The sequence below is a fragment of the Qipengyuania sp. S6317L1 genome (assembly GCF_023015615.1).
Classification (GTDB): domain Bacteria; phylum Pseudomonadota; class Alphaproteobacteria; order Sphingomonadales; family Sphingomonadaceae; genus Erythrobacter.
Window position 1 is genome coordinate 653,017 of sequence record NZ_JALKAJ010000005.1, and the last position, 18,531, is coordinate 671,547.

The 18,531-nt window shown below is 58.1% G+C and carries 19 protein-coding genes; 9 read left to right on the plus strand and 10 right to left on the minus strand.

Translation table 11 applies throughout. The features are described 5' to 3' along the window. The first annotated feature begins 6 nt into the window (after positions 1–6). A complete protein-coding gene (locus MWU38_RS14725) occupies positions 7–1,419 on the plus strand; it encodes a methyl-accepting chemotaxis protein (RefSeq protein ID WP_247272540.1) in 1,413 nt (470 codons plus the stop codon). Here MWU38_RS14725 and MWU38_RS14730 read toward each other — a convergent pair. The 4 genes from MWU38_RS14730 to MWU38_RS14745 form a co-directional block, all read right to left on the minus strand. Continuing rightward, a complete protein-coding gene (locus tag MWU38_RS14730) occupies positions 1,416–2,279 on the minus strand; it encodes a MoxR family ATPase (RefSeq protein WP_247272541.1) in 864 nt (287 codons plus the stop codon). The two genes, MWU38_RS14725 and MWU38_RS14730, sit on opposite strands and share 4 nt — an antisense overlap. 111 nt (positions 2,280–2,390) lie before the next feature. Next, on the minus strand, positions 2,391–2,753 hold the full coding sequence (locus tag MWU38_RS14735; RefSeq protein WP_247272542.1) for a hypothetical protein: 363 nt from the start codon (positions 2,751–2,753) through the stop codon (positions 2,391–2,393). Between the two features lie 5 nt (positions 2,754–2,758). After that, complete coding sequence (parE, locus tag MWU38_RS14740; RefSeq protein ID WP_247272543.1) at positions 2,759–4,735, minus strand: DNA topoisomerase IV subunit B; 1,977 nt, start codon at positions 4,733–4,735, stop codon at positions 2,759–2,761. A gap of 76 nt (positions 4,736–4,811) precedes the next feature. Further along, positions 4,812–6,050 (minus strand): penicillin-binding protein activator, encoded by a 1,239-nt coding sequence (locus MWU38_RS14745; RefSeq protein WP_247272544.1) that lies wholly within the window; start codon positions 6,048–6,050, stop codon positions 4,812–4,814. A gap of 63 nt (positions 6,051–6,113) precedes the next feature. On the opposite strand from MWU38_RS14745, the gene rsmI reads away from it, so the two are divergent. The 3 genes from rsmI to gshB are packed head-to-tail and all read left to right on the plus strand — an operon-like array spanning position 6,114 to position 8,287. Beyond that, entirely contained in the window at positions 6,114–6,947 is an 834-nt protein-coding gene (gene rsmI, locus MWU38_RS14750) for a 16S rRNA (cytidine(1402)-2'-O)-methyltransferase (protein WP_247272545.1), read from the plus strand. Further along, on the plus strand, positions 6,944–7,318 hold the full coding sequence (locus tag MWU38_RS14755) for a YraN family protein (RefSeq protein WP_247272546.1): 375 nt from the start codon (positions 6,944–6,946) through the stop codon (positions 7,316–7,318). The genes rsmI and MWU38_RS14755 overlap by 4 nt, the downstream gene beginning before the upstream one ends. Positions 7,319–7,336: 18 nt before the next feature. Next, entirely contained in the window at positions 7,337–8,287 is a 951-nt protein-coding gene (gene gshB, locus MWU38_RS14760) for a glutathione synthase (RefSeq protein WP_247272547.1), read from the plus strand. Between the two features lie 133 nt (positions 8,288–8,420). Here the strand turns inward: gshB and MWU38_RS14765 are convergent, their stop codons facing one another. Together MWU38_RS14765 and hemW are read right to left on the minus strand one after the other, a co-directional pair. After that, positions 8,421–9,320: a tyrosine recombinase XerC gene (locus MWU38_RS14765; RefSeq protein ID WP_247272548.1), complete on the minus strand. Its 900-nt coding sequence runs from the start codon at positions 9,318–9,320 to the stop codon at positions 8,421–8,423. Continuing rightward, positions 9,317–10,468: a radical SAM family heme chaperone HemW gene (gene hemW, locus MWU38_RS14770; RefSeq protein WP_247272549.1), complete on the minus strand. Its 1,152-nt coding sequence runs from the start codon at positions 10,466–10,468 to the stop codon at positions 9,317–9,319. The genes MWU38_RS14765 and hemW overlap by 4 nt, the downstream gene beginning before the upstream one ends. 124 nt (positions 10,469–10,592) lie before the next feature. Here hemW and MWU38_RS14775 point away from each other — a divergent pair, with 124 nt between their 5' ends. Beyond that, positions 10,593–11,072, plus strand: a complete 480-nt coding sequence (locus tag MWU38_RS14775; RefSeq protein WP_247272550.1) for a CAP domain-containing protein — start codon at positions 10,593–10,595, stop codon at positions 11,070–11,072. On the opposite strand, the gene rdgB is transcribed toward MWU38_RS14775, so the two are convergent. Beyond that, positions 11,069–11,704, minus strand: coding sequence for an RdgB/HAM1 family non-canonical purine NTP pyrophosphatase (rdgB, locus tag MWU38_RS14780; RefSeq protein WP_247272551.1), 636 nt, complete (start codon positions 11,702–11,704; stop codon positions 11,069–11,071). The two genes, MWU38_RS14775 and rdgB, sit on opposite strands and share 4 nt — an antisense overlap. Beyond that, complete coding sequence (gene rph, locus MWU38_RS14785; protein ID WP_247272552.1) at positions 11,701–12,414, minus strand: ribonuclease PH; 714 nt, start codon at positions 12,412–12,414, stop codon at positions 11,701–11,703. The genes rdgB and rph overlap by 4 nt, the downstream gene beginning before the upstream one ends. A 78-nt stretch (positions 12,415–12,492) precedes the next feature. On the opposite strand from rph, the gene hrcA reads away from it, so the two are divergent. After that, entirely contained in the window at positions 12,493–13,557 is a 1,065-nt protein-coding gene (gene hrcA, locus MWU38_RS14790; RefSeq protein WP_247272553.1) for a heat-inducible transcriptional repressor HrcA, read from the plus strand. Between the two features lie 20 nt (positions 13,558–13,577). After that, a complete protein-coding gene (grpE, locus tag MWU38_RS14795; RefSeq protein ID WP_247272554.1) occupies positions 13,578–14,174 on the plus strand; it encodes a nucleotide exchange factor GrpE in 597 nt (198 codons plus the stop codon). A gap of 6 nt (positions 14,175–14,180) precedes the next feature. On the opposite strand, the gene MWU38_RS14800 is transcribed toward grpE, so the two are convergent. Beyond that, positions 14,181–14,639, minus strand: a complete 459-nt coding sequence (locus tag MWU38_RS14800) for a vgr related protein (RefSeq protein ID WP_247272555.1) — start codon at positions 14,637–14,639, stop codon at positions 14,181–14,183. Between the two features lie 65 nt (positions 14,640–14,704). Then, the gene (locus MWU38_RS14805) at positions 14,705–15,175 is read right to left on the minus strand and encodes a copper chaperone PCu(A)C (protein ID WP_247272556.1); all 471 of its coding nucleotides are present in this window, start codon (positions 15,173–15,175) and stop codon (positions 14,705–14,707) included. A gap of 199 nt (positions 15,176–15,374) precedes the next feature. On the opposite strand from MWU38_RS14805, the gene dnaK reads away from it, so the two are divergent. After that, positions 15,375–17,303, plus strand: a complete 1,929-nt coding sequence (gene dnaK, locus MWU38_RS14810) for a molecular chaperone DnaK (RefSeq protein ID WP_247272557.1) — start codon at positions 15,375–15,377, stop codon at positions 17,301–17,303. Between the two features lie 74 nt (positions 17,304–17,377). Then, positions 17,378–18,520, plus strand: a complete 1,143-nt coding sequence (gene dnaJ, locus MWU38_RS14815; RefSeq protein WP_247272558.1) for a molecular chaperone DnaJ — start codon at positions 17,378–17,380, stop codon at positions 18,518–18,520. Positions 18,521–18,531 lie beyond the last annotated feature (11 nt).

Here is an 18,531-nt window from a genome sequence, read left to right on the forward strand (position 1 = left end):
GACTGAATGAAACCGATCATAATTGAAAACACCAATGCGGCAGCACTCGAGGCTATCCCTGAAAGCTGCGGCGCGGTGACGGTTGGATGCAGTCAGGTTGCAGGCGTGGTCGAGGCGGTGATCGCATCGTCGGAAGCTCTACGGGCCGAACACAAGGCGCTACAAGGCACCGTCGCCGATCTGGAGGCCGATCAGGCCAAGGTATCCGATGCAAGTGATGAAGCGCGGCTCCTTTCGGAACGCGCGATTGAGCGGCTCAACGAAGGAACCGCGCATATCCATTCATCGCTGAGCCAAATCAACGACTTGCTGGAGATGGTTGATACCCTTGGCCAGCACGTTACCTCGTTTGCTGCGGCGATGGAACAAGTGCGCCGAAGCGCTCAGGATATTGATGACATCGCTGAAACCACCAATATTCTCGCGCTTAACGCAACGATCGAAGCGATGCGCGCAGGTGATGCCGGACGCACCTTTGCTGTGGTCGCGGATGAGGTGAAGGGCCTTGCCAATGACACCAGAAAGGCGACCGAGCAGATCACCCAGACGATCAACTCGCTCGATGAGGAAGCGAATACATTCATCGGAAAAATCGAGGCCGGCAGTCAGGCCAGCGGCAAGGCAAAAGCATCTGTGGCGCAGATCGAAAAGACAATGGAAGGCGTCAGCGAACTCGTCGAAGAAGTCGATAAGCAGAACGACGTAATCGCACGGTCAACCGGAACGATCAGCACCCATGTGAAATCGGTTCAGGATGTCCTTGTCCGTTATGATGAAGTCACCCGCGACAACGAACAACAGCTTGCCGATGCACAAAGCGAAGCGGTTGGGCTTGAAAGCATCGCCAACGACATGTTCGATGGCCTTGTGCAGGCCGGTCTTTCACCCCAAGACGAGGCGATGGCGGCCCACGCGATGGAAGTCGCGCGCGAACTTGTCGCTGCAACCGAGGCGGGGATTAACAAAGGCGAGGTGAGTATCGCGCAAGTCTTTGATCAGGACTACCAGCTGATCGAAGGTTCAGCCCCCGAACGCTTTACCACCGGCATAAGCGACTTTGCCGCGCAGGTGTGGAAACCGATCCTTGACCGGTCCACTGACACTGTCGGCGAGGCGATCGCAACCGTGTGCGCCGACTTTAACGGGTTCATGCCAACGCATAACGAACGCTTTGCGCAAAAGCCGACAGGCGATCTCGATCACGACACGAGGTTCTGCCGCAATGGCCTTATCATAATCGATGAAGCCGACAGAGCTGCCCAAAAGAGCGAAGCGCCCTACCGCCTGTCCGTTTTCCGCCAGCCCACTGAGGCAGGCGACTACACAGTGGTGCGCAGCGCCTATGTACCTCTGCGGATCAATGGCAAGCGTTGGGGCGATCTGAAATTCGCCTACACTCTTGATGGTTCGGGGATTTAGCTCGGGTTACGGCGCGCCATAAAGGCGAGGCGTTCAAACAGCATCACGTCCTGCTCGTTTTTGAGCAGAGCGCCGTGAAGCGGCGGGATGGCGCTGTTCGGGTTGGAATCCTGAAGGATTTCCAAAGGCATATCTTCGTTGAGAAGAAGCTTCAGCCAGTCGAGAAGTTCGCTGGTGGACGGCTTTTTCTTGAGACCCGGCACTTCGCGAAGTTCGTAGAAGACATCCATCGCCTTTTTGACCAGCGCCTTCTGGATACCGGGGAAGTGAACGTCGATGATCGATGACATCGTGTCGCGGTCGGGAAACTTGATATAGTGGAAGAAGCAGCGACGAAGGAACGCATCCGGCAGTTCTTTTTCGTTGTTCGAGGTGATCACTACGATTGGGCGCTCTTTCGCCTCGATCCGCTCCTGCGTTTCGTAAACATCGAAGCTCATCCGGTCGAGTTCTTGCAGAAGGTCGTTCGGGAACTCGATGTCGGCCTTGTCGATTTCGTCGATAAGAAGGACGGGAAGTTTTTCAGAAGTGAAGGCTTCCCAAAGCTTGCCCTTCTTGATGTAGTTCTTGATGTCGTGAACGCGCTCATCGCCAAGTTGGCCATCGCGAAGACGCGCCACCGCATCATATTCGTAAAGGCCCTGCTGCGCCTTGGTGGTCGATTTGATGTTCCACTCGATCATCGGCGCGCCGAGCGCCTTGGAAATCTCATGTGCGAGGACAGTCTTACCCGTGCCTGGCTCACCTTTGACCAGCAGCGGACGACGAAGCGTTACAGCAGCATCCACAGCGACCTTGAGGTCGTCGGTGGCGATGTAATTGCTGGTGCCTTCAAAGCGTTGGCCGGTGTTGTCGCTCATGAGTTGTCCTTCAAAACGTATGTTGCTTTTGCGTGGCGATAGGGATGTGCGGGCGAGGGCGCAAGAGTTTGGTCGAGCGACATTTCCGCTGCAGTCGTGTCGAGCATCAGTTCACAGACGAGGTATTGCCGCGAGCGCAAACAGACCAAACCAGAATGCAAGCATGATCACCGTCGCCAATCGCCAGCCTAAGCCAGCGTGTCCCATTCCGCGGTGCCAGGTCCATGCCCCGATGGCCCCGCTGGAAAGGGCGGTGAGGAAAATCGAAAGCCACCCGCTTGCGCCGCTCAAAACAACGAACAACAGCCCTGTCAGGAAAATCTGAGCGAAAAGGGCTCCGGTGAACCAGACTATTGGAACCGGGCGATAGGCGCCGTCGGGAATATCCCAATCTGGCAGTTGGACATCCGGTCGCGAGATACGACGATCGCCGTAGACTATGTCCTCTTTGCGCGGGTCCTTGTAATCAGTCATTTCGATCACGCATCAATCATATCGCGGTCCATCTCGCCTGCGCGGTTCTGGATGAAGTTGAAGCGATGTTCTGGATTGCGGCCCATGAGTTGATCGACAAGTTCCTTGACGCCTGCGCGCTGCTCGAATTCCTGGGGCAGGGTAATGCGCACCAAGCTGCGCGTCTCGGTATTCATCGTGGTTTCGCGCAATTGCTGCGGGTTCATTTCGCCAAGGCCTTTAAAACGAGCGACCTCGACCTTTTTGCCTTTGAAAACCGTCTCTTCAAGTTCGGCGCGATGCGCGTCATCGTGGGCGTACCGGCTTTCTTTGCCGGCTGTCAGGCGGTAAAGTGGTGGCTGGGCCAGGAACAAATGACCCTTGCGCACGATCTCTGGCATTTCCTGAAAGAAAAAGGTCATCAGCAATGTTGCGATATGCGCGCCGTCGACATCTGCGTCGGTCATAATGATGATCCTGTCGTATCGCAGGTTCTCCGGGTCGCAGTCCTTGCGCGTTCCGCAACCCATCGCGAGGACTAGGTCGGCGATTTCTGAGTTTGCACGGATCTTGTCGGCGCTGGCACTGGCAACATTGAGGATTTTGCCGCGAATTGGGAGGATCGCCTGCGTCTTGCGGTCGCGCGCCTGCTTTGCAGAGCCGCCTGCAGAATCGCCTTCGACGATGAAAAGCTCGGTTTCCTTGTCGCCTTCGCCAGAGCAGTCGGTGAGCTTACCCGGAAGACGCAGCTTTTTTGCATTTGTCGCGGTTTTACGTTTGATCTCGCGCTCTTGCTTGCGCTTCAAACGCTCATCCATACGCTCCATCACCTCGCCCAGAAGCGCCTTGCCGCGATCCATATTGTCGGTGAGGAAGTGATCGAAGTGGTCGCGCACGGCGTTCTCGACCAAACGCACGGCCTCTGGTGAGGTGAGACGATCCTTGGTCTGGGACTGGAATTGCGGATCGCGGATAAAGACGCTGAGCATCACTTCCGCTCCTGTCATCACGTCGTCGGCGGTGATGTCTTTGGCTTTCTTGACGCCGGTAAGCTCGCCAAAAGCGCGAAGGCCCTTGGTCAAGGCGCCGCGCAAGCCCTGTTCGTGCGTCCCGCCGTCAGGGGTGGGGACGGTGTTACAATACCAGCTGGTCGAGCCATCCGAATAGAGGGGCCATGCAATCGCCCATTCGACGCTGCCTGCTTCATCAGGGAACTCTTGGCGCCCGGTGAAGGGTTGTGCCGTGACACACTCACGCGCGCCCACCTGCTCTGCAAGGTGATCAGCAAGACCGCCGGGGAATTTGAAAACAGCCTCAGCTGGCACGTCATCTGAAGTCAGGCTTTCAGCGCACTTCCAACGGATTTCAACACCGGCAAACAGGTACGCTTTCGAGCGGGCCAGTTTGAACAGACGATGCGGTTTGAACTTGCGGTCGCCGAAGATTTCGCTGTCGGGCGTGAAGCTTACGGTCGTACCCCGGCGGTTAGGAGCCGCGCCTACGACCTCAATCGGCCCGAGGGTCTGACCCTTGGAAAACTCCTGTGCGTAAAGTTGTTTCTCGCGCGCAACTTCAACCCGTGTCGCAGAGGACAGGGCGTTTACAACGCTGACACCGACACCGTGAAGGCCACCGCTGGTCGCGTAAGCCTTGCCAGAGAACTTGCCGCCCGAGTGGAGCGTCGAAAGGATCACTTCAAGCGTGGACTTGCCCGGAAACTTGGGGTGTTCGTCGACCGGAATGCCGCGCCCATTGTCCGAAATGCTCAGCCGATTGCCTTCCTCCAGGCGCACTTCGATCCGGTTGGCGTGACCCGCAACCGCTTCGTCCATCGAGTTGTCCAGCACTTCGGCCGCCAGATGGTGCAGCGCGCGATCGTCGGTGCCGCCGATATACATGCCTGGCCGGCGGCGCACCGGTTCGAGGCCTTCAAGAACTTCAATCGAGGAAGAATCGTAGTCGCCGCCCGAAGCTGGCGCGTTTTCAAAAAGGTCGTCGGACATAAGATTGATATAGGCACAGCCGGTCGAGGGTCACAAGAAGGCCCCGTGGCGTTTTGCGCCGTTATCGCGGTAAAAGTTACTGGCTAAAGCTTCCGGGCGCAGCCTCGATGGCAACCACTTGATTGCCGCGCACCTGACGCACCTCGAGTGCGCGTTCGGCGACACCGCTTCTCCCAAAGCGGAACGCACCATCGACACCGACGAAACCGCCGCGATCATAAAGTCGCGATTTGGGGAAATCGTCGCCCACGCGCCAATCCTGCGCAATGCGAAGGGTGAGGAGAACCGCGTCATAACCAAGCGTCGCAATGCGGAACGGTTTAGTACCAAAACGCGCTTCATAACTGTCCGAAAAGCGGCGGAAGCGTCCATCTGAAACGGCCGAGAACAAAGCGCCATCGACATCTCTGGTACGAGTGATTGCGCTGCCACCGCTCCAAAGCTCTGTTCCGAGCAAACGCGTTCCCTGTGCGCCATCGCTGCGAAGATAGGGCGCTGCCATGATTGAAAGCCGCGCGCCTTCCGCAATCAGCACAGTGTCATAGCCGCCGCGGGTGCGAAGGCGTTGCGCAGCGCTCACGATCGAGGTGTTGCCACGCGCATAGCTTTCCGCGCCCACCAGACTACCGCCAAAATCGCTCAGCGAATTTTGCAGGGCGCTGAAGGCTTTTCGACCATAATCGCCCTCGGGAAAGAGCGCCGCAAAATTGGAAGACCCGTTTTTGCGCGCATATTGCACAGAGCGCGCCACCGATTGCTCGGGTGTGTGCCCCATGATGAAGGTAGTGCTGCTTGCGACACTCGCATCGTTGGAAAAGGCAATCGCAGGCACATTGGCTGGCCCGGCGACCGCTTCGACCGCTGCGACGTTATCCGCAAGAAGCGGTCCGAGAATCAACTTGTTACCATCCGCAATCGCCTGGCGTGCAGCCGCACTGGCGCCGCTCGAGGTGTCATAGGTGGTGATGCGAAGGTTATCGGTACTGCTGTCGCGTGACGCGGTATCGAGCAGCGCCATCGTGGTCGCGTTGGCCAGAGATTGCCCCACCTGAGCAGCACTGCCGCCCATTGGCACAAGCAAGGCGACACGGTGGCGCGTTGCATCGGAAGGAAGTGCCGTCGCGCTTGGTTCCGGTGTCGGGGCAGGGGGCGGGGCTGTCACGACCGTTTCGGTGCGCGGCACAACCTGGCACCCGGCGAGCAATGCGGCCGATCCGGCAAGCGCCAGATTGCGGCGATTGATCCCGCGCGCCGCTGCAACAACACCTGCTCGAACACCACCGGTGCCGAAAACCGACAAAACCATCCGCTTCATTCTTGAAGACCCTCTAAGCTTTCTTCAAAGGTAGCACTTGTGAACGTGCCAACATCTGAATCTATGAATCCCAAACCCCTTGATCCCGGCTTGTATATCGTCGCAACGCCGATTGGCAATCTTGGCGATGTAACGTTGCGAGCTATCGACGTTCTGCGCGGCGCTAGCGTCATCGCGTGCGAAGATACAAGGGTGACTGGCAAATTGCTCAAAGCGTGCGATGTAGATACCCGCATGCAACGCTATGACGACCATGCGTCGCCTGCGGTCCGTGCCAAGCTGGTCGAGGCGGCCTTGGCTCAGCCGGTTGCTTTGGTGAGCGATGCAGGGACGCCTCTCGTATCCGATCCGGGCTATCGCCTCGTTCGCGAAGCGCGTGCGGCGGGCGTTTCGATCACCACCATTCCCGGGGCGTGCGCGGCGGTGGCGGGTCTCACCTTGAGTGGCCTTCCCAACGATCGCTTCCTTTTTGCTGGTTTCTTGCCGGTCAAGGACAAGGCCCGCCGCGATGTCCTGAACGATGTTGGCGAGATCGAGGCCACCCTTATCTTCTACGAAACTGGTCCGCGACTGGAACGCTCTTTGAAGGCGATTGGAGAGATATGGCCCGACAGAGAGATTGCCGTGGCGCGCGAGCTCACCAAGCTGCACGAGGAATGTCGCACAGGAACATCGGGCGAGTTGGCACAGCACTACGCGGCCCATCCACCCAAGGGCGAGATCGTTTTACTGGTCGGGCCTCCGGTTGAGCAGAGCTTGAAGGCTGATCCTGACGAACTTCTCAAGTCCGCGCTTGAGGGTATGAGCGCCAGTAAAGCGGCAGGCACAGTCGCCAAGGCGACCGGGCTTGATCGCCAGACCCTGTATGCCCGCGCAGTTGAGCTCAAACAGCAATGAGCGAAAAGCGACCCGTCAGCGAGAAAAGACAGCGAGCCGATCGGAAGGGTCGCGAAGCCGAGGCGCAAGCGGCGCAATATCTTATGCTACAAGGCTTCGAGATTATTGGAGAGCGGCGCAAGACCAGGCTGGGTGAAATCGACCTTATCGCGCGCAAGACCGGGCTCGTGGTGTTTGCGGAGGTCAAATGGCGTGCACGCAAAGCTGATCTTGCGACCGCGATAGACGAACATCGTTTGGCCCGCGTCGCAGCCGCTGTAGAGGCGGTGGCACACGATTATGCAGCGCCAACAGATGATATACGGATTGACGTTATCCTGCTGTCACTCGGTACACGCCCGGACCATATCGAAAACGCCTGGATGCCCTGAAGCTGAGGAACTGATCACATGACACTCAAGATCGCGGTCCAGATGGACCCCATCGAAAACATCAACATCAAAGGCGACAGCTCTTTTGCGCTCATGCTCGGAGCGCAGGAACGCGGTTACGAAGTGTTCGAGTATCACGTGGAGAGTCTCACTCTTGACGCCGACGACCGGCTCTTTGCGCAAGCCCATCCGATCAAGGTCCAGCGCGTTGAGGGCGACCATTTTGAGAAAGGCGCGGCTCAGCGTCTCGACCTTGGCAAAGACATCGACGTAATCCTTATGCGCCAGGACCCGCCTTTTGACATGGGATATATCACCGCCACCCATTTGCTGGAACGGATCAAGGATGAGACGCTGGTGGTCAATGACCCGGCGAGCGTTCGCAATGCGCCTGAAAAGGTTATGGTGCTCGACTACCGCGAATTTATGCCGCCCACTTTGGTGACCCGCTCGGTCGACGAGGTCCGCCGCTTTATGGCTGAGCATGGCGCGGTTGTGGTAAAACCTATTCACGGCAATGGCGGCAAAGCGATCTTCCGCGTGCCCGCCGATGGAGACAATCTGACCGCGCTGTTCGAGGTGTTCAACCAAACCTGGCCCGAGCCGCATATGGTCCAACCCTTCCTCCCCGAAGTGGCAGAAGGCGACAAACGCATCGTTTTGATCGACGGTGAGGTGGCCGGCGCCATCAACCGCATTCCGGGCGAGGGCGAGTTCCGCTCAAACCTTGCGATGGGGGGGAGTGCTGAGAAGACTGATCTGACGCAGCGCGAACAAGAGATTTGCGCCGCGATGGGGCCGGAACTGAAGCGTTTGGGTCTGACATTTGTGGGAATAGACGTAATCGGGGGCAAGTATCTCACTGAGATCAATGTCACCTCGCCTACGGGTATTGTGGCGATTTCCGAGTTTGACGGGACTGATTTAGCCGCGATGATCTGGGATGCGATCGAGGGGCGATTGGCTTAGCTGCGAACCTGTAACGTTCGTCAGGCGAGGTGTGAAGCGACACGGCAAGTCAGCTTTTGACGTTTCATCAAGTGGATAGCCTTGGATGCGGATCCCGTCGCCTTTGGTTCGCGATGACCGATTAGGGGTTGGGCTAGCCCTTCTTCGCTCTCGGATGCGCGCCGCGATAAGTCTCAAGCAAGCTTGCCGCATCGACCTTCGTATAAATCTGCGTCGATCCCAGCGACGCATGACCGAGCAGTTCCTGCAAAGACCGCAAATCCGCACCTGCTCCCAGCAAATGCGTTGCGAAGGAGTGCCTCATCGCATGCGGTGTTGCGGTGTCGGGCAGGCCTAGCGCCACTCGCGCTCTTGCCATTGCCTTTTGCACCATCCCTTGCGAGAGCGGCCCGCCTTTGGCGCCTCGAAACAAAGCTTCATCGCGCTCCAAAGGGTAGGGGCAGGCATCGACATAGGTCGCAACCGCTTCGCGGGTAACGGGGAGGATCGGCACAAGCCTTTGCTTGCCGCCTTTGCCAGTCACTTGAAGCGTCTCTCCCAAGGACGCATCGGTCCCTTGGAGCGACAACGCCTCCGCTATGCGCAAACCAGAGCCATACATCAAAAGAAGCACCGCACGGTCTCTTGCGCCGATCCAGTCATCGCTTGCCATACCATCCATGAGGTCAGCGATATTCACCGCGTCATCGGGCGTGACGGGGCGGGGGAGGCCCTTCTTGAGGCGCGGCCCGCGAAGGCGAGGGGCGGCAGGGTCCGGATCTCCCGTCTCGCTCCGAGCAAAGGCGATAAGGGCTTTCAACGCAGACAGCTCTCGCGCGGCGCTGGAATTGGCAAGGCCGTCTGCGCGACGACTTGCGAGGTGCGCGCGAAGATCGCCCGCTTCCACCTGCGCCAAATCCTCCCACGATTTCGCTCCGCGAGCATGAATAAGCCGCTGCGCAGCTGAAACATAGGCGCGAACGGTATGGGGAGAGCGGCGACGTGCATTGGTCAGATGCGCGTGCCAACTTGCGATAAGATCGCTCGCGCTCATGCGAGGACCAGAGCCTCGTCCACAAGTTCGGCCAGAATTGCATCGAGCACAGGCAAACCCTTCGCGGTCACACCAATGCGCGTGCCTTCGGTCCAGATAAGTTCGAGTTGCTTCAAATGCTCGCGTTTTTGTTCGTGGATGAGCCTTTCGACCGGCACATTATAACGTGTTGCAAGTGCACCAAGGTCAAGCCCCTCAACCAGTCGCAGCCCCATCAAAAGTGCTTCGGACAACTGCTCATTGGCGGGTAACAAACGTTGTTCCTGAATCCCGTGTCCGCGCGCTTTCACCGCTTCCAGATAATTTTCGGGTTTCCTGTGCCGCGTCGTCGAAAACCCGCCGCGCCGACCGTGGGCTCCGGGGCCGATGCCAGCATAGTCCTGGTAGCGCCAATAGGTGAGGTTATGACGGCTTTCTTGGCCCGACCTCGCGTGATTGCTGATTTCGTACGCCGGCACTCCGGCTGCCGCAGTCATCTCCTGCGTCAGCGTGTAAAGCTCGGCGGCCTCATCATCGTCGAGCGGTGCAAAAACCCCGCGTCGCACATCGGTCTCAAACCGTGTGGCCGGTTCTATCGTCAATTGATAAAGCGAAAGATGCGACGTGCCCAATGCAAGGGCGCTTGCCAGTTGCCGCTCCCATTGGTCCGGCGTTTGATCGGGCAGGGCATAGATCAAATCGAAGCTGACCCGCGCAAAATGACGCTGCGCCACCTCCAGTGCCGCCAATCCTTCGTGAGCACCGTGAAGTCGGCCAAGCCATTGCAGCGTCTTATTCTCAAGCGACTGTACGCCAAGGGAGACGCGATTGACGCCAGCGCCTGCAAGCCCGGCAAAGTTTGCCGCCTCTACTGAAGAAGGATTAGCCTCAAGAGTAATTTCAATATCGGGATCAAAGCCCCAAAGCACCTCCGCTTCGCCAATCAAACGTTCCACCAGTGCAGGTGGCATAAGCGAAGGCGTACCCCCGCCAAAGAAGATTGACGTCAAACCTTCTCCGCCCGCCACCTGAGCCTCGGCGCGCATGTCCGCGAGCAATGCAGCTTCCCATGCAGCAACGTCCACATCCGCGCGGACGTGGCTGTTAAAGTCACAATAAGGGCATTTTTTCTCGCAGAAAGGCCAATGAATGTAGAGCGCGCGGGCCAAATGGGGGGTGCCTTCAGTCTTTCATTAAGGGTTGCCCGTCATGCTTTAGAGCATGGAGTATCGCGCGACAATTCTAAGCGTCATGGCCATTTGCGCTGCCGGATTGCTCGGAGCGGGATCTGCGGTGGCAAAGGAAACCCGAACAGCTGATGAAGAAGCATGGCTTGAAGCCCATAATGAGGCGCGTCATGCCTTCGGGACCGCACCGCTTTCATGGTCCTTGCAGTTGACACGTGAGGCACAGGCTTGGGCTGATGTGCTTGCCCACACCAATACCATGCGCCACTCCTCTCGCGACGAGCGCGCAAAGACCGGTGAAAACCTCTGGATGGGCACGGCAGGCTATTTCTCGCCTCAGCGCATGATCGGCTACTTCGTCGATGAGCAGCGCTATTTTCGCTCTGGTTACTTTCCGGACATCTCGACAACCGGCAATTGGTCAGACGTCGGTCACTACACGCAGATTGTGTGGGCCGAAACGCGCGAAGTTGGCTGTGCAAAAGCGAGCAATGGCCACAATGATTTTCTCGTGTGTCGATATTATCCAGCAGGCAACGTGCTTGGCGAGCGCATCGAGCCGCGCCGCCAGATGGCAAAACGCTAAACCCCGAACTGTTCTGCGACCAGTTTGGCAAAGGCATCGGCGCGGTGGCTGATGGCGTGTTTTTCAGCTGGATCTATCTCGGCAAAGGTCTCGGCCCCTTCTCGCAATGTCGGTACGAATACCGGATCATAGCCGAAGCCCATTTCCCCCCGCGGTGGCCAAGTTAACTTGCCCGGGCATTGCCCCTCGTAGACCGAATGCTGCCCATCGGGCCACGCAATCGCGAGCACACAATGGAACGCTGCAGAGCGATCAGTCTCTAGTCCAAGCTCTTGCAGCATCCCTTCGACCTTGCCCATTGCCATATACCAGTCGCGGCCTGGTTCGCCTTCGAACCATTGCCGCTCCGCCCAGTCAGCGGTGTAAACTCCCGGACGCCCGCCAAGCGCATCCACGCTGAGCCCGCTGTCGTCTGCAAGGGCAGGGAGCCCAGAGGCCTCAGCCGCGGCGCGCGCTTTGATGAGGGCGTTTTCGACGAAGGTCTTTCCCGTCTCCGGCGGCTCAGGCAAGCCCAAGGACCCTGCAGAAATGCACTTCAATCCATGCGGATCGAGCAGCGCAGAAATCTCTTTGAGTTTGCCCGCGTTGTGGGTCGCGATAACAAGCGATCCGCCGCCGAGTTTTCGGGTCATTTCACTGCGTCCGCCTGGGCCTTGAAGATCGCATCGCAGCCAATGTTGGCGAGGCGAAGGAGGCGCAGGAGACCTTCTTTGTCATAAGTTTCGCCCTCTGCTGTTGCCTGCACCTCGGCGATTTGCCCGCCGCTGATGAGGACAAAGTTTGCATCTGCATCCGCGTCGCTGTCCTCGGGGTAGTCGAGGTCGAGCACCGGTGTGCCCTTGTAGATACCGCAGGAAATCGCAGCGACTTGCGCTGTGATGGGGTCTTCCTTCAGGTCGCCCGATGCGATCAGACTGTTCACGGCAAGACGAAGCGCCACCCATGCACCAGAAATGGACGCAGTGCGCGTGCCGCCGTCGGCCTGAATGACGTCGCAATCGAGGGTAATTTGACGCTCACCGAGTTTTTTGAGGTCTACGACAGCGCGCAAGGAACGACCGATAAGGCGCTGAATTTCCTGAGTGCGTCCCGATTGCTTGCCGCGAGCTGCCTCGCGCGAACCACGGGTATGCGTGGCGCGGGGAAGCATCGAATATTCGCCGGTCACCCAACCTTCGCCTTTGCCGCGAAGCCATGGTGGAATACGTTCTTCTACCGAGGCTGTGCACAGCACACGGGTGTCTCCAAAGCTGATGAGGCACGAGCCTTCTGCATGCTTGGTATAACCGGTTTCGATAGTGATCGCGCGCATTTCATCAGCGCTACGTCCTGAAGGGCGCATTGAATTCTCCAAAATGTTTCGCCGCCCAACTGACAGCCAAGACTTGTCGCCGCAAGCGCAAACACTAAGATTATGCGCATGAGCGGTCCAACGATCACCGAACTTACGACAAGAGCGCGCGATATTTTTCAGCGTGTGGTCGAGGAATACCTTGAGAACGGTCTGCCGGTGGGCTCGAAAACGCTCGCTGCGGATGGTGCGATAAACTTGTCGCCTGCCTCAATAAGGTCGGTTCTGGCCGAGCTTGAGAGCCAGGGTTTTCTTGCAGCCCCCCACACGAGCGCAGGGCGTATGCCGACCGAGGCGGGCTTGCGCATTTTTGTCGATGGCATGATGCGCGTTGCCGAACCGAGCCGCGAGGAGCAAGCGCAGATCGAGGCGCGTATTGCGGAAAGCGGGCCGGTCGAACAGGCTTTGCAAGCTACGAGTGCACTTCTATCCGAACTGACAGGTGCTGCTGGCATGGTGATGGTTCCGCCGCGCGAACAACGCCTCTCACAATTCAGCCTTGTGAGCCTTGGGCAGGGCCGCGCTCTTGCGGTTCTGGTGGGGGAGGATGGCGGTGTCGAAAACCGCGTCCTCGACATTGATCCCGGCGATACAGGATCGCTTGAAGCGGCGAGTAATTACATCACGTCACGGCTCACTGGGCGCACATTGGCCGAAGCCGCCCAGGCAATGCGCGCCGAGATCAAGGCAGGGAAAAGCCAGCTTGATGCCGCAAGCAGCGATTTGGTCGAGCGAGGCCTTGCGGTGTGGAGCGAGGATGCAAACGCGCGGCCTGTGCTGATCGTGCGCGGTGCGTCCAACCTGATTGACGAAGCGGCGTTGGACGACATTGAGCGGGTGCGCTCACTTCTAGATGACCTGGAAGACAAGCAGTCGGTCGCCTCGCTTCTGGAAAGCGCGCGCGAGGCCGATGCCACGCGCATCTTCATTGGAAGCGAGAACCGCCTGTTCGGTCTATCAGGCTCTTCGGTGATCGCTTCGCCCTATCGCGACATGGAGGGCAGGGTGGTCGGCGTTCTGGGGGTGATCGGTCCCACACGCTTGAATTACGCGCGCGTGGTCCCCATGGTTGACTTAACCGCCCGATCGCTTAGCCGCTCGCTAAGCGCCTCATCGGGCAAATTGATCGCGTAAGACGCAGGAACAATAGACACATGAATAACGACAAAAAGCCGCAGAACGATGCGGCGGCTGAAGCTGAACTCAAAGGTGTGCCAGAAGAATTTCTGGATGGTGGCGATTGTGAGGCCGCAGGAGGCGAAGCGGGCGACAGTGCGGTAGCCGAGGCGCTTGAAGGATTGCGCAATGACTTGGAAGCGGCCAAGCAAGACGTGCTCTATGCTCAGGCCGAGACGCAAAATGTGCGCCGCCGGATGGAAAAAGACGTAACTGATGCGCGCAATTATGCCGCAACCGGCTTTGCCCGCGATATTTTGAGCGTGTGGGATAACCTCTCCCGCGCTGTTGATGCGATCCCCGACAGTTTGCGTGAAGACGACAAGATGAAGGGGCTCGTAGTTGGCCTTGAAGCGACCCAGCGCGAGCTTGAGAAGGTCTTCAAACAACACGGCGTTGAGCGCATTGCTGCCGTTGGCCTGCCGCTCGATCCCAACCAGCATCAGGCGATGATGGAAGTGCCGAGCGCAGACCACGAAGCGGGCACTGTCATTCAGGAGATGCAATCCGGCTGGATGATCAAGGACCGCCTGCTGCGTCCTGCAATGGTGGGTGTGGCGAAGAAGCCGGATTGACCGGCTTTACGCCATAGTCGCACCGGCAAAAGCAACCAGCCTGTCATAGGCGGCCTTGTCGCCAACACCGGGAATCGTCGCACCATGCCTTAACAAGAAGGCGTGTTTGACGATCTCGGCCTGCTGCTCGATGCCATAGTCTTCGAGCAGCGCGCCGGGCCTCAAGGAATAGCTGTAGCTGCTAAAGGGGTGCCGTTTGAGCACCAGATACCATCGCCCCCTTGTCTGTGTCTGCCAAACGTGGGTCATCTCATGGATGAAAAACCCTTGCACATGTAGCGGCTGAAAGGCGTAGTCGTCGCAATACGCGCGGCCTTCGGGGTGAAAGTAAATGTGGCCGTTGGGCGCCATGGTGATGCGCTTGGGTTGAAACGGCCACCACTTGCGACGTTTCAGCAGCACGGTCTTGTAATCGATTGCGTTTCCAAAGACCGTACGTGCGAGAGAAATCTCGCCAGGGGTCAACGGCCGCTCACCGCCAACCGGGCAAGCGGCTGGCGGTGATTGGTTTAGCGAGGCAAGCGCATCCTTCAGCGCTCATCCCCCGCAGCGCGCACGTCTGCGGTGAACTTATGCGTTCCGCCGCCCGAGAGCTTGAGCGTGACTTCGGCGGTGCCGCCGGCTGCGAGATCGGATGAAGGCTGCATCGCCATCACGTGATAATCCCCTGGCTTGAACTCGATCGTCGTGCCAGCGGTGAGAGGGATAGGAACCGATTCCACCATGCGGTTCTGTCCGGGCTCAACCACGGTCTGGTGAATCATGGCATCGCCAGCGCCGGCCACTTCTGCATCGTATAGCGAAAGCGCGCGCTCACCATCGTAGGACAGATCGAAATAGACCGCCGCAGGATTGCCGGAAACCGGGGCCAGCACGACGCGGCCATTCTCAACCGTCATACCCGGGACAACGCCTTCTACGGGTGCGGGTTCTGCCGCCTGCTCCTCAGCGCAAGCACTCAGCACCAAAGCGCCCGCCAGCGCGAAACCAATTTTTTTCATACCCACTCCCTGTTAGTTCGCGAGACGCAGCCTTTATGGGCGTCCCTATTGTGGATTGCTCAAAAACTAGGGCCTCGGGGTTCTTGTGCCAAGCAAAACCGCACCTATATCCGCCTCATATTCGAGCCGCCGAGCTGTCTCGCCGCTTTACGGGAGGCGCAAGGCGCGGTGTCCAACAATGAATTAGGATCGAGAAATCATGGGTAAAGTAATCGGTATCGACCTTGGCACGACCAACAGCTGTGTCTCTGTTATGGATGGTGGCAAACCAAAGGTCATCGAAAACTCTGAAGGCGCGCGCACGACGCCTTCGATCGTGGCTTTCACCAAGGATGGCGAGCGTCTTATCGGCCAGCCCGCCAAGCGTCAGGCAGTCACCAACCCCGACAACACACTTTTTGCAATCAAGCGCCTTATCGGCCGCCGTTTTGACGACCCACTGACCAAGAAGGACATGGAGATCGTCCCTTATGACATCGTCAAAGGCAAAAACGGCGATGCATGGGTTGAGGCAAGCGGCGAAGAGTATTCGCCTTCGCAGGTTTCCGCTTTTATCCTGCAGAAGATGAAAGAAACCGCCGAGAGCTATCTTGGCGAAACCGTGACCCAGGCGGTCATCACTGTCCCCGCATACTTCAACGATGCACAGCGTCAGGCGACGAAGGACGCAGGCCAGATCGCAGGACTCGAAGTTCTTCGCATCATCAACGAGCCGACAGCCGCAGCCCTTGCCTACGGTATGGACAAGGAAGACGGCAAAACCATTGCCGTTTATGACCTTGGCGGTGGTACGTTCGACGTCTCGATCCTTGAGATTGGCGACGGTGTGTTCGAAGTGAAATCGACCAATGGCGATACTTTCCTTGGCGGTGAAGACTTTGACAACGCGATTGTCGAGCACCTTGCTGATGCCTTCAAGAAGAAGGAAAACATGGACCTGAAGACCGACAAACTCGCTCTTCAGCGTCTGAAGGAAGCAGCGGAAAAGGCAAAGATCGAGCTTTCATCGTCCGCAACGACCGAAGTGAACCTGCCGTTCATTACCGCACGCATGGAAGGCGGCGCATCGACCCCGCTTCACCTGGTTGAGACGATCACCCGCTCTGACCTTGAAAAGCTTGTCGGTGGTCTGATCGACCGCACGCTTGAGCCGTGCAAGAAGGCTCTCAAAGACGCTGGCGTTACCAAGGACGAGATCGACGAAGTGATCCTCGTTGGCGGTATGACCCGCATGCCGCGCGTTCGTGAAGTGGTTGAGAAGTTCTTCGAAGCCAAGCCTCACACTGGCGTAAACCCCGACGAAGTTGTCGCAATGGGTGCCGCTATTCAGGCAGGTGTTCTTCAGGGGGACGTCAAAGACGTTCTTTTGCTCGATGTGACGCCGTTGTCACTCGGCATCGAAACCCTCGGTGGTGTTTTCACCCGTATGATCGACCGCAATACGACGATCCCGACAAAGAAGACGCAAACCTATTCGACCGCAGAAGACAATCAGAACGCTGTGACGATTAAAGTCTTCCAGGGCGAACGCGAAATGGCCGCAGACAACAAGCTGCTCGGCAACTTCGACCTTGTCGGTATTCCACCGGCGCCTCGCGGTGTGCCTCAGATTGAAGTGACCTTTGATATTGATGCCAACGGCATCGTGTCGGTTGCTGCAAAAGACAAGGGCACTGGCAAAGAGCAAACGATCAAGATCCAGGCATCGGGTGGTCTGTCCGACAGCGACATCGACCAGATGGTTCAGGACGCTGAGAAGTTTGCCGAAGAGGACAAGAAGCGCAAGGAGCAGGCCGAAGCCCGCAACCAGGCGGATAGCCTTGTCCATGCGACCGAAAAGCAGCTTGAAGAGAACGGTGACAAGGTAGACGCCGAAACCAAGACGGCTATTGAGGAAGCGATTGCCGCGACCAAGACTGCTCTCGAAGGCGACGATGCCGAAGAGATCAATGCGAAAGCTCAAGAGCTGACGCAGGCGGCCATGAAAATGGGCGAGCAGATCTACAAGCAAGAGCAGGAAAATCAGGCCTCAGAGAGCGCCGGCGAAGATACCAGCGCAGCTGAAGAAGCTGATGAAGACGTTGTCGATGCCGAGTTCTCGGAAGTCGATGACGAGAAAAAGGACTAATCCATTAACGCTCTAACCCTCCCTCTCCTCGCTGCCAAAAGCGGTGAGGGGAGGGTCGGCTTAAAGGCATAACGATGGCTACATCCGATTATTATCAAACACTTGGTGTCTCGCGCGATTGCGATGCGGGAACGCTGAAATCTGCCTATCGCAAAGCTGCGATGAAGTGGCACCCGGACCGCAATCCGGGCGACGCGGAGGCCGAAGCAAAGTTCAAAGCCTTGGGTGAGGCTTACGAGGTTCTCAAAGACCCGCAAAAACGCGCCGCTTACGACCGTTTCGGCCATGAGGCCTTCACGCAAGGCATGGGCGCAGGCGGCGGTGGCTTTGGCGGCGGCGGACCTGAAGGCTTTGGCGACATCGGCGACATTTTCGAAACGATCTTCGGCAGTGCCTTTGGTGGTGGCGGAGGCATGGGCGGTGCCCGTCAACGTCAGCGCCGGGGGGCTGATCTACGCTATGACATGGAGATCACCCTCGAAGAGGCGTTCCATGGCAAGACCACCGAGATCGAAATCGAAGTCAGCACTGAATGCGACGCTTGCGACGGCTCGGGCGCAACACCCGGCACGGGCGAGCGCACCTGCACGACCTGCCACGGCGCAGGGGCGGTGCGCGCCAAGCAAGGGCTGTTTGTAGTCGAACGCCCATGCCCAACCTGCGGCGGACGCGGTGTCATGATCGAGGATCCGTGCAAAATCTGCCGCGGCGAAGGCCGGGTCGACCAGGTCCAGACCCTAGAGGTCGAGATTCCACCGGGCGTCGACACGGGCACCCGCATCCGCCTTTCAGGAAAAGGCGAGGCCGGACAGCGCGGCGCACCTGCGGGCGACCTCTACATCTTCATTCACGTGAAGCAGCACTCGTTCTTCGAGCGTGAGGGCACGACACTTGCAACGCGTGTTCCGGTGACCTTCACCACAGCGGCCTTGGGCGGTTCAGTCAATATTCCCGACCTTGATGGTTCCACCAATACCATCGAAATCCCCGCGGGCATCCAATCGGGCAAGCAATTGCGCGTACGCGGTGCCGGGATGCCGGTGCTCCAAGGGCGCGGGCGAGGGGACCTTGTGGTTGAAATCAAGGTGGAAACTCCAACCAAGCTCTCACGCAAGCAGAAAGAGCTGCTTGAAGAGTTTCGCGAAACCGAAACGGGCGACGAATGTCCTGAAAGCCGCAGCTTTTTCGGCAAGCTGAAAGAGGCATTCAAAGGCTAATTTGATGACAG

Coding starts and splice junctions, on each gene's coding strand:
- MWU38_RS14725 (WP_247272540.1), top strand. CDS start 7: ATGAAACCGATCATAATTGAAAACACCAATGCGGCAGCACTCGAGGCT.
- MWU38_RS14730 (WP_247272541.1), bottom strand. CDS start 2,279: ATGAGCGACAACACCGGCCAACGCTTTGAAGGCACCAGCAATTACATC.
- MWU38_RS14735 (WP_247272542.1), bottom strand. CDS start 2,753: ATGACTGATTACAAGGACCCGCGCAAAGAGGACATAGTCTACGGCGAT.
- parE (WP_247272543.1), bottom strand. CDS start 4,735: ATGTCCGACGACCTTTTTGAAAACGCGCCAGCTTCGGGCGGCGACTAC.
- MWU38_RS14745 (WP_247272544.1), bottom strand. CDS start 6,050: ATGAAGCGGATGGTTTTGTCGGTTTTCGGCACCGGTGGTGTTCGAGCA.
- rsmI (WP_247272545.1), top strand. CDS start 6,114: ATGAATCCCAAACCCCTTGATCCCGGCTTGTATATCGTCGCAACGCCG.
- MWU38_RS14755 (WP_247272546.1), top strand. CDS start 6,944: ATGAGCGAAAAGCGACCCGTCAGCGAGAAAAGACAGCGAGCCGATCGG.
- gshB (WP_247272547.1), top strand. CDS start 7,337: ATGACACTCAAGATCGCGGTCCAGATGGACCCCATCGAAAACATCAAC.
- MWU38_RS14765 (WP_247272548.1), bottom strand. CDS start 9,320: ATGAGCGCGAGCGATCTTATCGCAAGTTGGCACGCGCATCTGACCAAT.
- rdgB (WP_247272551.1), bottom strand. CDS start 11,704: ATGACCCGAAAACTCGGCGGCGGATCGCTTGTTATCGCGACCCACAAC.
- rph (WP_247272552.1), bottom strand. CDS start 12,414: ATGCGCCCTTCAGGACGTAGCGCTGATGAAATGCGCGCGATCACTATC.
- hrcA (WP_247272553.1), top strand. CDS start 12,493: ATGAGCGGTCCAACGATCACCGAACTTACGACAAGAGCGCGCGATATT.
- grpE (WP_247272554.1), top strand. CDS start 13,578: ATGAATAACGACAAAAAGCCGCAGAACGATGCGGCGGCTGAAGCTGAA.
- MWU38_RS14805 (WP_247272556.1), bottom strand. CDS start 15,175: ATGAAAAAAATTGGTTTCGCGCTGGCGGGCGCTTTGGTGCTGAGTGCT.
- dnaK (WP_247272557.1), top strand. CDS start 15,375: ATGGGTAAAGTAATCGGTATCGACCTTGGCACGACCAACAGCTGTGTC.
- dnaJ (WP_247272558.1), top strand. CDS start 17,378: ATGGCTACATCCGATTATTATCAAACACTTGGTGTCTCGCGCGATTGC.